The following is a 15,156-nucleotide window of genomic DNA, read 5'->3' as shown; positions in this document are numbered from 1 at the left end:
CCCCCGCCAAAGGCCGGAGGGCCTTTGGAAACCATGGGGTTCGGACGCCCGGTTCCGGTGCCCAGCGGCCTTTCGGCCTCTGGCGGGGCGGGTCCGGGGTGCGCGGCCCGGGCCGCTCACAGCGTCGGCCAGCGGTCCCGCCACCCGGCCGCCCGCTCGTAGCCCGCGGCGGCGCGGTAGATCGTCGCCTCATCGAAGAAGCGCCCGACCAGCTGCAGCGACAGCGGCACCCCGGCGTCCTGCGACAGGCCGCACATCAGCGTCAGGGCCGGGTGCCCGGTGACGTTGAAGGCGGTGCGCGCCTGGCGCGGATAGGTGAGCTCGACCGCCTCCGGATCGTCGATGCGGCAGGCGGGGTCCATGCTGCTCGCGGTCAGCAGCAGGTCGCAGCCGGCCAGCGCGGCCTCGACCGCGGCGACCAACTCGCGCCGGCGGCGCTGCGCCTGGACGTAGTCCTCGGCGCGGACGAACAGGCCCGGCAGCAGGCGCTTGCGCGTCAGCGCGGCGTAGCCCTCCGGCGCGTCGCGCAGCCAGCTGCCGTGGATGGCGGCGCTCTCGCCCATCAGGATGGCGCGGTTGACGCCGGCGAAGTCATTCAGGGACGGCAGCGTGACCGTCCTGACCTTCGCCCCTTCCTTCGCCATCAGCCGGGAAGCGGCATCGAGGGCGGCGGCGACTTCGGGCGTCGCGGGCTGGTCGGCCTCGTGGAAGTGGCGGACATAGCCGATGGTCAGGCCCTTCAGCCCCTTCCTGAGGCCGCGGCCGTATTTCCCCGCCTTGCGGTCGGCGCTGCCGGGGTCCTGCGGGTCATGCCCGGCGATGGCGCCGAGCAGCAGCGCGTTCGACGCCACGTCCTTCGTCATCGGCCCGACATGGTCCAGCGTGTAGGACAGCGGGAAGACGCCGCGGCGCGAGACCAGCCCGTAGGTCGCCTTCATGCCGACGATGCCGCAATGGCTGGCCGGGTGGCGGACCGAGCCGCCCGTGTCGGTGCCGAGCGCCGCCGGCAGCAGCCCCGCCCCGACCGCCGAGCCCGAGCCGGACGACGACCCGCCCGGATGATGCGCCGTGTTCCAGGGGTTGCGGGCCGGCGGGAAGGGCAGGTCGAAGGCCGGGCCGCCGATCGCGAATTCATGCGTCGCGAGCTTCGCGGGGAAGACCGCGCCGGCCGCGCGCAGGCGGGCCACCACGGCCGCGTCCTCGGTCTTCATGTTGTCGAGCAGGTGGCGCGAATGGCAGGTCGTGGGGTGGCCCGCGAGGTCGATGATGTCCTTGAGCCCGATCGGCAGCCCATCCATCGGGGACCGCGGGCCGGAGCGCGCGATGCGCCGTTCCGCCTTGCGCGCCTGGTCCCGCGCGTCGTCCCAAAGGGGGCGGATGGTGGTGTTGAGGCGCGGCTCCAGCGCCTCGGCGCGGGCGCGCAGCGCGTCGAGGTACTCGACCGGCGAAAGGCGGCGCTTCGCGATCGCGGCGGAGGCCTCCGCGAGGGTCATCTCGTGGGGCGCGGTCATCGGCCGGCGGCCTTCGGCGCGGGCACGACGAAGGCGGGCATCGGCTCGGCCACCTCGTCCGCCGGGCGGGGGAAGGCGCTGGCGAGGCGTCGCGCATGGGCGATGGCGTCCGCGACCTCGGCGCTGCGCCCGCGCCATGCCTCCCCGAGACCCGCGGCGCGGGCCAGCGCTTCATCCTCGGTCATGGCGTCGAATTCCCCTGCTTGCGCGACACGGCCAAGCCTGCCGCAAAAGCCGCGGCGGCGAAAGTTGCACCCGGCCGGTCAGGCGGCGGCGCTGGCGGGGGCGAGCGCCTGCAGGAGGCGCGGGCTCTCGGACGCCCAGGCGGCGGCGAGGTCGTCCGACCACTCGACCGCCAGCATGTCCCGGACGGTGCGCAGCAGCGCCTCGAGCCCCGCCGCGGGCGGCGCGCCTAGCAGCAGGTCCTGCGGGGCGCCGGCGGCGGGCGGCGGCTGCTTTCCGACGGCGCCGCCGATGGCTGCGTCGATGCGCGCGACCAGGGCGCGGCGCATCTCGGGCATCCGCTCGGGCGCGAGGCGGGCGCGGGCGGCGGGCGCGACCTCGAGGAGATGGTCGTAGAACAGGTTCGCCGCCCGGTCCGCCATCGGGCCGAGGCGTTTCCAGCTGCGCGCGACGAGGCCCGATGGGCTTGCCGCCATGGAGGCTCCTCCGTCGGTATCATTGGGATGGGGGCCGTCAGCCTAGCCATCACGGCCGCGTGATGCACGAAAAACGCGCGGCGGCAGGGCAGCGCCGATGGCCGGGATCGCCGTCGGGCGACGCGGGGGATGGAAAGGTGGGGCGGGACCCCGGGGCCCCGCCCCGAGTGTGCCGCCCGGCGCGCCGGGCGGGGACGCGGAAGGGAGGATCCGCGCCACACGGGAGACCGGGCGCCGCGGCACCCTGGGGTTGAATCTAGGGCTCGAACCTTGCCGGGCGCTTTACCGCGCGCGATTTCCCGCCGCCGCGTTCCGGCGTATGGGACGGCGCATGACGCAGGCACCCAACCTCCCCCTGGCCGGGCTCAGGATCGTCGAGCTTGGCCACTATATCGCCGCGCCCTTCGCGACGCGGCTGCTGGCCGACCTCGGCGCCGAGGTGGTGAAGGTGGAGCCGCCCGGCGGTGACCCGGTGCGGGGCTGGGGCAGCAGCGTCGAGGGCAACGCCGTCTGGTTCAGCGTGCATGGGCGGAACAAGCTGAGCGTCACGCTCGACCTCAAGAAGCCGGAGGACCGCGACCGGCTGGTGGCGCTGCTCAAGCGCGCCGATGCGCTGGTCGAGAATTTCCGCGCCGGCTACCTCGAGCGCATCGGGCTCGGCCCGGACGTGCTGCACGCGGCTAACCCGCGCCTCGTGATCGGGCGCATCTCGGGCTACGGGCAGGACGGCCCCTATCGCGACAAGCCGGCCTTTGGCGCGATCGGGGAGGCGATGGGCGGCCTGCGCCACCTGACCGCCAATCCCGGCCAGACGGAGTATCCGCCGCCGCGCTGCGGCGTTTCCATCAGCGACGACCTCGCGGGCATGTACTGCGCCATGGCGGTCGTCGCCGCCTGCTGGCAGGTGAAGGGCGACCCGGCGGCGAAGGGGCGCGTGGTGGACGTCGACCTGGTCAGCAGCGTGTTCTCCCTGATGGAGGGCATGCTGCCGGAATACGGTCTGTTCGGCTGGGTTCGGCAGCCGCAGGGCGCCGCGATCAAGACCGCGGCGCCGACCAACACCTACCCCTGCGCGGACGGCAGGTGGCTCTGCGTCGCGGGCAATTCCGACCTGATCTTCAAGCGGCTGATGGCCGCGATCGGCCGGCCGGGGATGGCGGCCGACCCGCGCTTCGCGACCAATGGCGGGCGCTGCGCGAACGTGGCCGAACTCGACGCCGCCATCGCAGACTGGACGCGCACGAAGCCGGCGGCCGAGGCCGAGGCGGTGCTGGAGGCGGCCGAGGTGCCCTGTTCGCGCCTGTTCGACATGGCCGATTGCGCGACAGATCCGCATTTCCGCGATCGCGGCTGGGTGATGGAGGTGCCGGACCCGCTGCTCGGCGACGTGCTGCACCCGGCCGCGCCCTTCCGCTTCGACGGCGTGGCGCCGCGGGAGATGGTGCGCTGGACCGGCCCGGCCGCCGGCGCGCACAACGATATGGTGTTCGAGGCGGTGGCGCGGGGCGAAACCCGGCCGCTCGCCCCCTGAGGATGGAGAGGCACGACATGACGGTCAGGCAGTTCACTGCGGCGCGCGGCATCGCGGCGGCGCGGTTCTGGGGCATGGGCCTGCTCGGCTCGGCGGTGCTGGCAGCCTCGGCACAGGTGGCCGTGCCGATGTGGCCGGTGCCCGCCACGCTGCAGACGCTGGCGGTGCTGCTGCTGGGCGCCCTGGGCGGATCGCGGCTCGGCGTCACGAGCGTCGCCCTCTATCTCGCCGAGGGCGCCATGGGGCTGCCGGTCTTCGCCAACGGCACCGGCGGGATCGCCGTCCTTGCAGGCCCGACGGCCGGCTACCTGCTGGGTTTCCTGGGCGCGGCCTGGATCGCCGGCCGGGCGGGGCAGGGTGCGCTGCGGCAGGCGGCGGTGCTCGGCATCGCGCACCTGGTGATCTTCGTGCCCGGCGTCGCCTGGCTCGGCGGCTTCGTGGGCTGGGAGAGGGCGATCCTGGCGGGCTTCGTGCTGTTCCTGCCGGGAACGGCGGTGAAGACGGCGCTCGCCTTCGCGGTGCTGCGCGCGGCCGCGCGGCGCTGACCGCCGCGCGCACGAAGGACGCCTCCTTCGTGGGCGCGGCATGCGAAGCGCCGGCGCTCAGTCGACGCTGATGTTGCCGGCGCGGATCACCTCCCGCCAGCGGTCGAGTTCGCTGCGCACCAGCGCGGTGTAGCCGGCGGCATCGAGCGTGCCGGGGCGGATGCCGATGGTGGCGAAGCGCGCGCGCACGGGCTCGGCCGCCATCGCCGCCGCGATCTCCCTCTCCCAGCGCGCCGCGACCTCGGGCGGGATGCCTGCGGGGGCCGAGAAGCCGAACCAGTTGGTCGATGTGACGGCGGGGAAGCCGGCCTCGGCGAAGGTGGGCACGTCGGGGAGAGCGGGGGACCGCTCGGCCTCGCTAGTCGCGAGCGGGCGCATGCGGCCGCCGCGGATGTTGCCCATTGCGGTCGGCAGGCTCTCCATGATCGCCGGGATCTGCCCGCCCATCACGTCGGTCATGGCGGGGGCGGAGCCGCGATAGGGCACGTGGGTCAGCTCGACCCCCGCGGCGCGCGACAGCAGCTGCCCGATCAGGTGGTTCATCGTGCCGTTGCCGCCCGAGCCGTAGGTGACCTCCCCCGGCCGCGCACGCGCCATCGCCACGAGGTCGGCGACGCTGGTCGCCGCGACGTTGGGATTGACCGCGAGCACCGAGGGGAAGGTGCCGACCGAATGGATGTGCGTGAAGTCGGCCAGTGGATCGTAGGGCACCGTGCGGTAAAGCACCGGCCCGATGCCATGCGAGGCGGCGGAGGAGATCATCACGATGTGCAGGTCGCCGCGCGCCTTGGCGACCAGGTCCGCGCCCAGCATGCCGCCGGCGCCCGGCCGGTTCTCGATCACGATCGGCTGGCCGAGCCGGTTGCCGAACCATTCGCCCAGCGTGCGGGAGAGGATGTCGGCGGCGCCGCCGGGCGGGAAGTTCACGATCCAGCGGATCGGCCGCGCCGGCCAGGCCTGTGCACGGGCGAGGCGCGGCGCAGCAATGAGTGACGCTGCGGTGAGCAGCGCGCGGCGGGTGGATATGGCGGTCATGGTGTCTCCGACAGGGCTTGGGGGCGCGACGCGACGTCGCGCGGGGTACGATGGCACGCAGGATGCAAGGTACGCGCCATCGACGCGCCCCGGCCAACATGGTTCGATGCGCCAGCTGCTGCCGGAGGGGCCATGGACTTCGATCTGATCCTGCGCGAGGTGCGCCTGCCCGAGGCGAAGCCGGATGCGCCGCCGGTCGATGTCGGCGTGGCGGGCGGGCGTATCGCCGCCATCGCGCGCGACCTGCCCGGCACGGCGCGGGAGGAGGCCGAGGGCGGCGGCCGGCTGGTCTGCTCGGGCTTCGTCGAGACGCACATCCACCTCGACAAATCCTGCATCCTGGCGCGCTGCGCCTGCGAGGCGTCCCGCCACCCGCATCGCGCCATGGAACGCGTCTCCGACGTCAAGCACACCTTCGCGGTCGAGGACGTCACCGAGCGCGCGTCCCGCACGCTGGAGAACTGCATCCTGCACGGCGCGACGCGCATGCGCACGCATGTCGAGGTCGACCCCAGGGTCGGGCTGCGCGGACTCGAGGGCGTGAAGGCGCTGGTCGAGCGATACGCCTGGGCGATCGACCTCGAGATCTGCGTCATGCCGCAGGAGGGGCTGACCAACAATCCTGGCACGGACGAGCTGATGGTGGCGGCGCTGCGCAACGGCGCGACCGTGGTCGGTGCCGCACCCAACTACGACACCGACCGCGCCGCGCAGATCCGCCGCGTATTCGAGATGGCGCGCGAATTCGACGTCGACATCGACATGCATCTCGACAGCGGCGTCTCGGCCGATGACCTCGACACGCTGCTCGTCTGCGACCTGACGGAGCAATACGGCTGGGGTGGGCGCGTCGCGGTCGGGCATGTCACGAAGCTGGCCGCCGCCGCGCCACCGCGGCTGGAGGAGGCGGCACGCCGCATGGCCGGCGCCGGCGTGGCGCTGACGGTCCTGACCGCGACCGACCTCTACCTCGGCGGCCGGCACATGGACCGCGACGTGCCGCGCAACGTGGTGGACGCGAATGCGCTGGCCGAGCGCGGCGTGCTGTGCTCGGTCGCGTCGAACAACATCCTCAACCCCTTCACCCCGTTCGGCGACGGGCAGTTGCTGCGCCAGGCGAACATGCAGGCGATCGTGACGCATCGCGGGTCGGACCCCGAGGTGCGCGCGGTGTGGGACATGACGACGAAGGACGCGGCGCGGCTGATGCGGTTGCCGGACTACGGCGTGGCGGTCGGCAACCCGGCCGACCTGGTGGTGCTGGATGCGGAGACGCCGGAGATGGCGCTGCGCACCGTGGCGCCCGTGCTGATGGCGTACAAGCGCGGGAAGCGGACGGTGACGCGGCAGCGCGCGGTGCTGCACCGGGGCTGAAAAGGCGGGGGGATAAGGGAACTTCTCTCCCCGGACCCCCCTCAACCTTCCTTGGCATTTGGGACCGAACCTCCCAGGACGGACCCCAGATGCAAAAAAAGGAGGGGGCGCGGGGGAGGTTCCCCTCCCCCGCATCGTCCACCTCAGACCAGCTTCTCGCCCGCTTCCATCCAGCGCCAGTACATGTCCCGCGCCTGCGTCGTGAAGCGGCCGATCTGCATGTCACGCCCGTTGTAGCGCGTGCAGGGCTGCACCTTGGCATAGTTGCCGGTCGAGAAGATCTCGTCCGCCGTCTCGAGCTCGCCCGGCTTCACCGTACGTTCCTGCACCGCCACGCCGGCATCGGCGAACAGCGCCAGCACGCGCTGGCGCGTGATGCCGTTGAGGAAGGTGTGGTTGACCGCAGGCGTGATCACCTGGCCGTCCTTGGCGAACCACAGGTTGGCCGAGGCGAATTCCGCCACGTGGCCGAGCGCGTCGCACATCACCGCATTGTCGGCGCCCTGCGCGGCGGCGAAGGCCGAGGCGCGCGCACCGTTCGGATAGAGGCAGGACGCCTTCGCATCGGTAGGCGCCATGTCCGGCGCCGGGCGGCGGAACGGTGCCATGACGGCCGAGAAGCCCGCCCATTTCGGGATCGGCGCGTCGTAGACCGACAGGATGAAGTCCGTGCTGTCCGGGTCCGGTCGCGCGGCGCCGAGGCCCTTGCGGATGAAGAACATCGGCCGGACATAGAGCTCGGCCTCGGGCCCCATGCGGCGGATGCCCTCGCGGCAGAGCGCCTCGATCTCCTCGGCGGTGCGGGTCGGCTTCATCAGCATCGACCGGGCGGAGGCCACGCAGCGCGCGGCATGGCGGCCGAGGTCGGGCGCATGGCCGCGGATGGCGCGCGCGCCGTCGAAGATCACCGAGCCCAGCCAGAAGGCGTGGTCCATGGGGCCGACGATCTTCGGCTCCTCGGTCGTCCAGGTGCCATCGTACCAGAAGACGCCGGCCATGCTCTCTCTCCCGCGGGTCAGGGCCCGATCTGTGCCACGTCAGGCCAGGGTGTTGAAGTATTCATGCTCCCGCGTGTCCGCATGGGAGATGCGCAATTCCACCGGGCGGTCGCCGATCGCGTAGGCGACGCGCAGGATGCGCAGCACCGGCGCACCCGGCGCCAGGTCGAAGGCAGTGGCGGCCTCGGCCGGCGCGGGCACCGCCTTCAGCCTTTCGTCCGTGCGGATCACGGAATGCCCGAACCGCTTCTGATAGAGGCCGTAGACCGTGCCGTCCCGCCCCGCGAAGCCGGCGCGATCGAGCCCGGGGAACAGCGCGCGCGGCAGCCAGAGCTCGTCGAGCGCGACCGCGCGCCCGCCGATCCGCTGCAGGTTCCGCGCGAAGATCATCGGCGCCCGGGCCGCGATGCCGAGATGCGGCGCGATCCAGGCAGGGCAGGGAAGGCCGGCGCGGAAGTCCAGCAGCTCGGTCTCGGGCGGCAGGCGGGCGCCGTCCTCGGGGCGGATGTGGAAAAAGTAGAAGGCGGTGCGGTCCGGCCCGTCATGCGGCAGGCGCGCCATGGCATCGTGGTCGGGCACGAAGGTGCCGCGGCCCTGCCGGCGCACCAGGGCACGCGCGGCCACCAGCTCGTCCACCGCGCGGCGCACGGTGCCGATGGCGCAGCCGAAGCGGGCGGCGAGCTTCGCCTCGGAGGGGAGGGGCGTCCCGGCCGGGTATTCGCCGGCGGCCAGCGCCGCCTCCAGCGAATCCCGGATCATGCGCCAGAGGGGCGGTTCCGCGTTCACACAGTCATCTAACTCATCTAGTTGACTGCCGGTCAAGCGCGGCGTAGCGTCCCGCCACCCAAACGGAGAGGGGAGGAAGCGATGACGATCCATTTCGTCGTCCACGACGAAGGCGACAGCGTCGGCGTGGTCGTGGTCGAGAACCTGAAGGCCGGCACCAAGCTGACCGGCTGGATCATGGACCAGGACAAGCTGATCGAGTTCGACGCCAAGAACGACATCCCGATCGGTCACAAGCTCGCGATCAAGGCGATCGGCAACGGCGACACGATCATGAAGTACGGCGTGGACATCGGTAAGGCGGTCAAGGACATCGGCGCAGGCGAGCACCTGCACGTGCACAACGTCAAGACGAAGCGCTGGTAAGGGAGAAGCGATCATGGGCATCGACCTCAAGAACGCGACCTTCGAAGGCTGGCGCCGCGACAACGGCCGCATGGGCGTGCGCAACCACGTCCTGATCCTGCCGGTGGACGACATCTCCAACGCCGCGGCCGAGGGCGTGGCGCGCAACATCCAGGGCACGCTCGCCATCCCGCACGCCTATGGGCGGCTGCAGTTCGGCGCGGACCTCGACCTGCATTTCCGCACCATCATCGGCACGGGCTGCAACCCGAACGTCGCCGCGGTGGTGGTGATCGGGATCGAACTCGGCTGGGCCGGCAAGGTGGCGGAAGGCATCGCCAAGACCGGCAAGCCGGTCGAGTTCTTCGCCATCGAGCAGAACGGCGACATCAACACCATCGCCGCCGCCTCGCGCGCCGCCTATCGCATGGTGAAGTACGCGACGGCGCTCAAGAAGACGCGCGCGCCGATGGTCGACCTCTGGGTCAGCACCAAGTGCGGCGAGAGCGACACCACCTCGGGCCTCGCGTCCTGCCCCACCGTCGGCAACTCCTTCGACAAGCTCTGGGCGAATGGCAACACGTTGGTCTTCGGCGAGACGACGGAACTCACCGGCGGCGAGCATCTGGTGGCTGCCCGGTGCAAGACGCCCGAGATCCGCGCCGAATTCATGCGGATGTTCGACCGCTACCAGGCCATCGTCGAGGCGAACAAGACCTCCGACCTGTCCGACAGCCAGCCCACCAAGGGCAACATCGAGGGTGGCCTGACCACCATCGAGGAGAAGGCGCTCGGCAACATCCAGAAGATCGGCAAGAAGTGCACGGTGGACGGCGTGCTCGACAAGGCCGAGGAGCCGACGCATCCGGGGCTGTGGTTCATGGATTCGTCCTCCGCGGCGGCCGAGATGGTCACGCTCTGCGCGGCCTCGGGCTTCGCGGTGCACACCTTCCCGACCGGCCAGGGCAACGTCATCGGCAACCCGATCGTGCCGGTGATCAAGCTGACGGCGAACCCGCGGACGATGCGCACCATGTCCGAGCATGTCGATGTCGACGTGACCGGCATCCTGCAGCGCAAGATGAACATGGACGATGCCGGCGAGGCGCTGCTCGACTGCATCGTCCGCACCGCGGACGGCCAGCACACGGCGGCCGAGATCCTCGGCCACCGCGAATTCAGCCTGACGCGGCTGTACGAGAGCGCGTGACGCGCCGGGGCCGGTGGTCTCACGCCGCCGGCCCCATCGTCACTGCGCCGCGGTGTCGAACACCACCGCGCCCGAGGCCGGGTCGGTGACACCGAGCCCGCCGCCCAAATCCTCGAGCGTGTCGCGGAAGCTGTCGAGCACCGCGATCATCTGCGGCCGCGCCGCGGCCATCTTCTCCATGTCGGCCCAGAGGCCGACGAAGCAGAAGACGCGATCCCCCGTGCGCACCAGCATGGCGCGCTGGAAGCCCGGCCAGTCGGTGCTCGCCTTGCGGTGCGCCTCGACGAAGGCTTCCTCCGCGCCGTGCTTCACGCGGAAGCGGACGATGTTGCAAGCGGACATGGCGTGGCCTCCCTGCTGCCGCCGCACCGATCCTACTCCGGGAACCCGGCGGAGCGTCGCGGAAACGCGGCGCGCGCGTCTCGCCATCCGTTGCGGCCATGGGCTAGCATCGCCGCAACGACATTCACGGGAGGAACCTTGCATGATGTTCAACCGCCGCAACCTGCTAGCGGCAGCGCCCGCCGCGGCGCTGCTGCCCGCCGCTTCCCGCGCGCAGGCCGCCTTCCCGAGCCAGAACGTCCGCTACATCGTGCCTTTCCCGCCCGGCGGGCTGACCGACATCATGGCCCGCCTGGTCGGCGCGAAGCTGTCCGAGATCTGGGGCAAGCCGGTGGTGATCGAGAACCGCCCCGGCGGGTCGGCACAGATCGGCGCCGATGCGGCGGTCAAGAGCCCGCCCGACGGCCACACGCTGCTCGCCATCACCATGACGCACACGGTGAACGCGACGCTCATCCCGAACCCGCCCTTCGACTTCCGCCGCGATCTCACGACGATCTCGGTGCTCGGCTCGCTGCCGCTGGTCGTGGTCGTGAACGCCGAGAAGAACCCGGCGCGCGACTTCGCCGCCTTCGTGCAGCAGGCGCGCACGCGCCAGCTCAACGGCGGGTCCTCGGGCAACGGCTCGCCGCCGCATCTCGGGCTTGAGCTGTTCCGCCGCGCGACCGGCGCGGGCGACCGCATCGCGCACGTGCCCTATCGCGGCGGCGCGCCGGTCATCACCGACCTCGTCGCCGGCAACATCGACTTCGTGGTGGCGAACCTGCCGGAATGCATCGGCCAGGTGCGCGCGGGGATGCTGCGGCCGCTGGCCATCACCTCGGCCGCGCGGCACGCGCTGCTGCCCGATGTGCCGACCGTGAAGGAGCTCGGCCAGCCCGGGCTCGAGATGACGAACTGGACGGCGGTGATGGCGCACAGCGCTGTGCCGGCGCCGGTGCTCGCGCAGCTCGAGCGCGACACGTTGCGCGCCATCCGCGACCCCGGCGTGACCCGCCGCGCGGAGGAAGGCGGCTTCACGGTGGAAGGCTGGGATCGCGCGCGCTCGCTCGCGCATGTCACGGCCGAGACGGAACGCTGGGCGCGGTTGATCCAGGAAGCCGGGCTCAGGGTGGATTGATGCGCCTCACGCTCACCGAGGCCGAGGCGCTGGCGCGGGCCGCGCTCGCCGCCGCCGGCGCCTCGGCCGACATGGCCGCGGCGACGGCGCGCGCGCTGGCGGCGGCGGAGGCCGCGGGCCAGGCCGGCCATGGCCTCTCCCGCGTGCCGCAATACGCGGCCTTCCTGAAGAACGGCCGCGCCGACGGCGCCGCCCTGCCGCGCATCGTCAACGAACGCGGCGGCGCGGTGCTGGTCGATGCGCGCCACGGCCTCGCCTATCCGGCGCTGGCACTGGCGGAACACGAAGCGGCCTGGCGCGCGCGGGCGCATGGCGTGGCCTTCGCGGGCATCACCAATTCGCACCATTCCGGCGCCATGGGCCTGCCGGTCGCGCGGCTGGCGGCGCAGGGGCTGGTCGCGCTCGCCTTCACCAATTCGCCGGCGGCGATGCCGGTGCCGGGCGGCGCGCGGCCGCTGATGGGCACCAACCCCGTCGCCGCCGCCTTCCCCCGCCGCGACGCGGCGCCGCTCGTGATCGACATGGCGCTGTCCGAGGTCGCGCGCGGCAAGATCATGGTGGCCGCCAAGGAAGGCCGGCCGATCCCGGAAGGCTGGGCGCTCGATGCCGAGGGCCGGCCGACCACCGATGCCAAGGCGGCGCTCTCCGGAGCCATGCTCGCCATGGGCGGCACCAAGGGCGCGCTGCTGGCGATGGTCGTGGAACTGCTCTGCTGCGCGCTGACCGGCGCCGCCTTCGGCTTCGAGGCCGACAGCTTCTTCGAGGAGGAGGGCAACCGCCCGCGCCTCGGCCAGGCGCTGCTGGTGGTGGACCCCGGCGCGCTGGCGGGTGCCGACGCCTTCGCGCGGCGCATCGAGGATTTCGTCGCCGCCATGGTGGCCGAGGAGGGCGTGCGCCTGCCCGGCAGCCGCCGCGACGCACTGACGACGACTGCGATGGCGGCGGGCGTCGAGATTCCGGACGCGCTGCACCAGCGCCTGGTGGCGCTCGGCGCCGCGTGACGCGGCCGCCCGACCTCGACCGGCATTGCGGCCCGGCCGCCGTCGCGGCCGTCTTCGCCCGGCGCGCCCCCGATGTCATGCGCCTGTTCCACACGCCGGAGCGGCGGCGGGAGGCCGGGCCGCACTGCGCCGTGCTGGCACGGCTGCGCCGGCCTTATCGCGAGGTCGCGGCCGCCGATCTCGCGCGCATCGCCGGCACGCAGCACCATGGCGGGATCGTCGCGCTGGCCCTGCCGCGCAGCGTGCCCGCGCTCGACCCGCGGGCGCTGCCCGCCGCCTTCGGCGCGGCGCGCGTGACGCCGGTGCTGGACGGCATCGGCAATCCGCACAACCTCGGCGCCATCGCGCGCTCTGCCGCCTTCTTCGGCTGTCGAGCCATGCTGCTGTCCGGCGATCCGCGCCAGGCGGGGCTGTCGGATGCGGCGTTCCGCACCTCGGAAGGCGGGCTCGAGGCGCTGGAGCTGTTCCATGTGCGCGACCTGCCGGTGGCGATTGGCGCCATGGCGCCCGCCATGCTGACGGTGGCCGCGGTGGCGCGCGGCGGCGTGCCGCCCGGGGCGGTGCCCCGCCGGGCGCCCGTCGCGCTCGTGCTCGGCAACGAGGAGACGGGGCTCGGCGCCGCCACCGTCGCCGCCTGCGCCATGCGCGTGACGCTGCCGGCGGCCGGGCCGGTCGAGAGCCTGAACGTCTCGGTGGCCGCGGCGGTGCTGATCCACGCGCTCGGCGGCTGACGCCGCGGGGCAGTATGTGCTTGCGATCTTCTCCGCGATGAGGCCACAAGCCGGCATGGATGGGAGCCCGGGTGCGATGACGGCCGAGGTCGCGGTGAGCGACGAAGCCGGGGGCAAGGTGCTTCGCGCGAGTGGACGGCTGGACGTGGCCGCGGCCGCGCGAGCCTGGACCGCCACGATTCGCGCGGCCGCGGACGCGCCGGTCGTGGTGCTCGACCTCTCCGACCTCGAGGCGCTCGATTCGGCGGGGGCGGTCCTGTTGCTGACCGCGGCGCCGGACGCGAAGGTCGAGGGCGCGGCCCCGCAGATCGCGCCGGTCCTGGAGCGGACCCGGGCCGCGCTCGCCGCCGCCCCGCCCGCCCCGCCGGTGTCGCGGCGCTTCCTGCCGATCACGGCGGTCGGGCGTGCCACGGTGCAACGCCTGCGCGGCGCGCTCGCGCGGGTCGCGTTCCTGGGCGAATCCGTGGTCATCGTCCTGCGGACGCTGCGTCATCCGCGGCTGCTGCGCTGGGCCGACCTGATGCGCCACCTCGATGAGGTCGGGACGCGCGCCTTCGGGCTCACGGCGCTACTCGGCTTCCTGATCGGCGTCATCCTCGCCTTCCAGTCGGCCATCCCGCTGCGCCGCTTCGGCGCCGAGATCTTCGTGCCCAACCTCGTCGGCATCGCGCTGCTCCGCGAACTCGGGCCGCTGCTGGCCGGCGTGGTGCTGGCGGGGCGGACCGGCTCGGCCTTCGCCGCCGAGCTCGGCACCATGACGGTGAACGAGGAGGTCGACGCGCTCCGCGTCATGGGCATCGACCCGGCCTCCATGCTGGTGCTGCCGCGCCTGATCGCGGCAACGCTCGCGATGCCGGTGCTCGCCATGCTGATGAGCCTGGCGGGACTTGCCGGCATGACCGTGATCATGGCGGGCTTCGGCTTTCCCTGGGCGGCGGTCTCGGTGCAGCTGCAGCAGTGGCTGACGTTGCAGGACCTGGCGGGCGGCCTGTTCAAGGCCGGGTGCTTCGGCGCGGTCATCGCGGGCATCGGCTGCCGCGCGGGGCTGACGGCCGGGCGCGGCCCGCGCGCGGTGGGCGATGCCGCGACGGCCGCCGTGGTCGGCGGCATCGTCGCAATCGTCGTGATGGATGGCATCTTTGCCGTGCTGTTCTACCGGCTCGGCATCTGATGGCGCCCGACAGCGGCACGGCGGCGCCCGCGGCGGGTGCGGGGACCTCGGCCGAACCGGTGATCCGGGTCGAGGACGTCGCGGTCCGCTTCGGCGCCCGGACGATCTTCAAGGGCGTCACCTTCGAGGTCCGGCGCGGTGAGATCTTCGTGATCCTCGGCGGCTCGGGTTGCGGCAAATCCACGCTGCTCAAGACGCTGATCGGCCTCGTGCCGATGGCCGCCGGCCGGGCCTGGCTGCTGGGCGAGGAGCTGGCGGCCACGAAGGGCGCCGACCGCAGGGCGCTCTTGCGGCGGCTTGGCGTGATGTGGCAATCGGGCGCCCTGTTCGGGAGCATGACCCTGGCGCAGAACGTGGAGCTGCCGCTGGAGGAACATACCGACCTGCCCCGGCCGGCCCGCGAAGCCCTGGCGCGATCGAAGCTCGGTCTCGTGGGGCTCGGCGACGCGGCCGGCCGCCTGCCGGCCGAGATCTCGGGCGGCATGGCGAAGCGGGCGGGGATCGCGCGCGCCATGGCGCTCGACCCGCCGCTGCTGTTCCTCGACGAGCCCTCGGCCGGGCTCGACCCCATCACCTCGGCCGGGCTCGACGCACTGATCAAGGACATCGCACGTGACACGGGAGCGACCTTCGTCGTGGTGACGCACGAACTGCAGTCGATCCTCGCGATCGGCGACCGTTGCATCATGCTCGACAAGGACGCGCAGGGCATGATCGCCGAGGGCGACCCGCGCAGGCTGCGGGAGGATAGCGACAACCGGACCGTCCGCGCCTTCTTCCGGCGGGAGGCGATCTGA

General features: G+C 72.5%; 17 protein-coding genes. 10 read left to right on the top strand and 7 right to left on the bottom strand.

Features of this window, described 5'->3' with window-relative positions:
• Nucleotides 1–116 precede the first annotated feature (116 nt).
• The 3 genes from E8M80_RS15945 to E8M80_RS15940 form a co-directional block, all read right to left on the bottom strand.
• Complete coding sequence (locus E8M80_RS15945) at nt 117–1,511, bottom strand: amidase (protein ID WP_170979450.1); 1,395 nt, start codon at nt 1,509–1,511, stop codon at nt 117–119.
• Nucleotides 1,508–1,696, bottom strand: coding sequence for a hypothetical protein (locus tag E8M80_RS26025; RefSeq protein WP_170979449.1), 189 nt, complete (start codon nt 1,694–1,696; stop codon nt 1,508–1,510). Before E8M80_RS26025 ends, E8M80_RS15945 begins: the two co-directional genes overlap by 4 nt.
• A gap of 78 nt (nt 1,697–1,774) precedes the next feature.
• Complete coding sequence (locus tag E8M80_RS15940; RefSeq protein WP_137126699.1) at nt 1,775–2,170, bottom strand: hypothetical protein; 396 nt, start codon at nt 2,168–2,170, stop codon at nt 1,775–1,777.
• 331 nt (nt 2,171–2,501) lie between these two features.
• On the opposite strand from E8M80_RS15940, the gene E8M80_RS15935 reads away from it, so the two are divergent.
• Complete coding sequence (locus E8M80_RS15935; RefSeq protein ID WP_240790068.1) at nt 2,502–3,701, top strand: CaiB/BaiF CoA-transferase family protein; 1,200 nt, start codon at nt 2,502–2,504, stop codon at nt 3,699–3,701.
• A 17-nt stretch (nt 3,702–3,718) separates the two neighbouring features.
• Nucleotides 3,719–4,246, top strand: a complete 528-nt coding sequence (locus E8M80_RS15930; RefSeq protein WP_137126697.1) for a biotin transporter BioY — start codon at nt 3,719–3,721, stop codon at nt 4,244–4,246.
• Between the two features lie 57 nt (nt 4,247–4,303).
• Here the strand turns inward: E8M80_RS15930 and E8M80_RS15925 are convergent, their stop codons facing one another.
• Nucleotides 4,304–5,281, bottom strand: coding sequence for a tripartite tricarboxylate transporter substrate binding protein (locus E8M80_RS15925; protein ID WP_137126696.1), 978 nt, complete (start codon nt 5,279–5,281; stop codon nt 4,304–4,306).
• Between the two features lie 132 nt (nt 5,282–5,413).
• Here E8M80_RS15925 and E8M80_RS15920 point away from each other — a divergent pair, with 132 nt between their 5' ends.
• The gene (locus tag E8M80_RS15920) at nt 5,414–6,655 is read left to right on the top strand and encodes an amidohydrolase family protein (protein ID WP_137126695.1); all 1,242 of its coding nucleotides are present in this window, start codon (nt 5,414–5,416) and stop codon (nt 6,653–6,655) included.
• Nucleotides 6,656–6,798: 143 nt separating this feature from the next.
• Here the strand turns inward: E8M80_RS15920 and E8M80_RS15915 are convergent, their stop codons facing one another.
• Together E8M80_RS15915 and E8M80_RS15910 are read right to left on the bottom strand one after the other, a co-directional pair.
• Nucleotides 6,799–7,653 carry a branched-chain amino acid aminotransferase gene (locus E8M80_RS15915; protein ID WP_137126694.1) on the bottom strand — a complete coding sequence of 285 codons (855 nt, stop codon included), beginning with the start codon at nt 7,651–7,653 and terminating at the stop codon, nt 6,799–6,801.
• Nucleotides 7,654–7,692: 39 nt separating this feature from the next.
• Nucleotides 7,693–8,412: a GntR family transcriptional regulator gene (locus E8M80_RS15910; protein WP_170979448.1), complete on the bottom strand. Its 720-nt coding sequence runs from the start codon at nt 8,410–8,412 to the stop codon at nt 7,693–7,695.
• A 108-nt stretch (nt 8,413–8,520) separates the two neighbouring features.
• Between E8M80_RS15910 and E8M80_RS15905 the strand changes: the two genes are divergently transcribed.
• Together E8M80_RS15905 and E8M80_RS15900 are read left to right on the top strand one after the other, a co-directional pair.
• Complete coding sequence (locus tag E8M80_RS15905; protein WP_137126692.1) at nt 8,521–8,805, top strand: UxaA family hydrolase; 285 nt, start codon at nt 8,521–8,523, stop codon at nt 8,803–8,805.
• 13 nt (nt 8,806–8,818) lie between these two features.
• Nucleotides 8,819–9,994 carry a UxaA family hydrolase gene (locus E8M80_RS15900; protein WP_137126691.1) on the top strand — a complete coding sequence of 392 codons (1,176 nt, stop codon included), beginning with the start codon at nt 8,819–8,821 and terminating at the stop codon, nt 9,992–9,994.
• A gap of 39 nt (nt 9,995–10,033) precedes the next feature.
• Here E8M80_RS15900 and E8M80_RS15895 read toward each other — a convergent pair whose 3' ends face one another.
• Complete coding sequence (locus tag E8M80_RS15895; protein WP_137126690.1) at nt 10,034–10,336, bottom strand: antibiotic biosynthesis monooxygenase; 303 nt, start codon at nt 10,334–10,336, stop codon at nt 10,034–10,036.
• A 142-nt stretch (nt 10,337–10,478) separates the two neighbouring features.
• On the opposite strand from E8M80_RS15895, the gene E8M80_RS15890 reads away from it, so the two are divergent.
• The 5 genes from E8M80_RS15890 to E8M80_RS15870 all read left to right on the top strand — a co-directional run bounded on the left by E8M80_RS15890 (nt 10,479) and on the right by E8M80_RS15870 (nt 15,156).
• A complete protein-coding gene (locus E8M80_RS15890) occupies nt 10,479–11,456 on the top strand; it encodes a tripartite tricarboxylate transporter substrate binding protein (RefSeq protein WP_170979447.1) in 978 nt (325 codons plus the stop codon).
• Nucleotides 11,456–12,457, top strand: a complete 1,002-nt coding sequence (locus E8M80_RS15885) for an Ldh family oxidoreductase (RefSeq protein ID WP_137126688.1) — start codon at nt 11,456–11,458, stop codon at nt 12,455–12,457. The genes E8M80_RS15890 and E8M80_RS15885 overlap by 1 nt, the downstream gene beginning before the upstream one ends.
• Complete coding sequence (locus tag E8M80_RS15880) at nt 12,454–13,188, top strand: RNA methyltransferase (protein WP_137126687.1); 735 nt, start codon at nt 12,454–12,456, stop codon at nt 13,186–13,188. Before E8M80_RS15885 ends, E8M80_RS15880 begins: the two co-directional genes overlap by 4 nt.
• A 76-nt stretch (nt 13,189–13,264) precedes the next feature.
• Nucleotides 13,265–14,359, top strand: a complete 1,095-nt coding sequence (locus E8M80_RS15875) for an ABC transporter permease (RefSeq protein ID WP_137126686.1) — start codon at nt 13,265–13,267, stop codon at nt 14,357–14,359.
• A complete protein-coding gene (locus E8M80_RS15870) occupies nt 14,359–15,156 on the top strand; it encodes an ABC transporter ATP-binding protein (RefSeq protein WP_137126685.1) in 798 nt (265 codons plus the stop codon). The genes E8M80_RS15875 and E8M80_RS15870 overlap by 1 nt, the downstream gene beginning before the upstream one ends.

This window comes from Roseomonas sp. HF4, assembly GCF_005222755.1.
In the GTDB taxonomy this organism is placed as follows: Bacteria; Pseudomonadota; Alphaproteobacteria; order Acetobacterales; family Acetobacteraceae; genus Neoroseomonas.
Note: the sequence above shows the minus strand (reverse complement) of the source record. Positions and strands in the feature narration are given on the sequence as shown.

Coding starts and splice junctions, on each gene's coding strand:
- E8M80_RS15910 (WP_170979448.1), bottom strand. CDS start 8,412: ATGATCCGGGATTCGCTGGAGGCGGCGCTGGCCGCCGGCGAATACCCG.
- E8M80_RS15935 (WP_240790068.1), top strand. CDS start 2,502: ATGACGCAGGCACCCAACCTCCCCCTGGCCGGGCTCAGGATCGTCGAG.
- E8M80_RS15905 (WP_137126692.1), top strand. CDS start 8,521: ATGACGATCCATTTCGTCGTCCACGACGAAGGCGACAGCGTCGGCGTG.
- E8M80_RS15870 (WP_137126685.1), top strand. CDS start 14,359: ATGGCGCCCGACAGCGGCACGGCGGCGCCCGCGGCGGGTGCGGGGACC.
- E8M80_RS15920 (WP_137126695.1), top strand. CDS start 5,414: ATGGACTTCGATCTGATCCTGCGCGAGGTGCGCCTGCCCGAGGCGAAG.
- E8M80_RS26025 (WP_170979449.1), bottom strand. CDS start 1,696: ATGACCGAGGATGAAGCGCTGGCCCGCGCCGCGGGTCTCGGGGAGGCA.
- E8M80_RS15900 (WP_137126691.1), top strand. CDS start 8,819: ATGGGCATCGACCTCAAGAACGCGACCTTCGAAGGCTGGCGCCGCGAC.
- E8M80_RS15890 (WP_170979447.1), top strand. CDS start 10,479: ATGATGTTCAACCGCCGCAACCTGCTAGCGGCAGCGCCCGCCGCGGCG.
- E8M80_RS15925 (WP_137126696.1), bottom strand. CDS start 5,281: ATGACCGCCATATCCACCCGCCGCGCGCTGCTCACCGCAGCGTCACTC.
- E8M80_RS15930 (WP_137126697.1), top strand. CDS start 3,719: ATGACGGTCAGGCAGTTCACTGCGGCGCGCGGCATCGCGGCGGCGCGG.
- E8M80_RS15875 (WP_137126686.1), top strand. CDS start 13,265: ATGACGGCCGAGGTCGCGGTGAGCGACGAAGCCGGGGGCAAGGTGCTT.
- E8M80_RS15915 (WP_137126694.1), bottom strand. CDS start 7,653: ATGGCCGGCGTCTTCTGGTACGATGGCACCTGGACGACCGAGGAGCCG.
- E8M80_RS15945 (WP_170979450.1), bottom strand. CDS start 1,511: ATGACCGCGCCCCACGAGATGACCCTCGCGGAGGCCTCCGCCGCGATC.
- E8M80_RS15895 (WP_137126690.1), bottom strand. CDS start 10,336: ATGTCCGCTTGCAACATCGTCCGCTTCCGCGTGAAGCACGGCGCGGAG.
- E8M80_RS15885 (WP_137126688.1), top strand. CDS start 11,456: ATGCGCCTCACGCTCACCGAGGCCGAGGCGCTGGCGCGGGCCGCGCTC.
- E8M80_RS15940 (WP_137126699.1), bottom strand. CDS start 2,170: ATGGCGGCAAGCCCATCGGGCCTCGTCGCGCGCAGCTGGAAACGCCTC.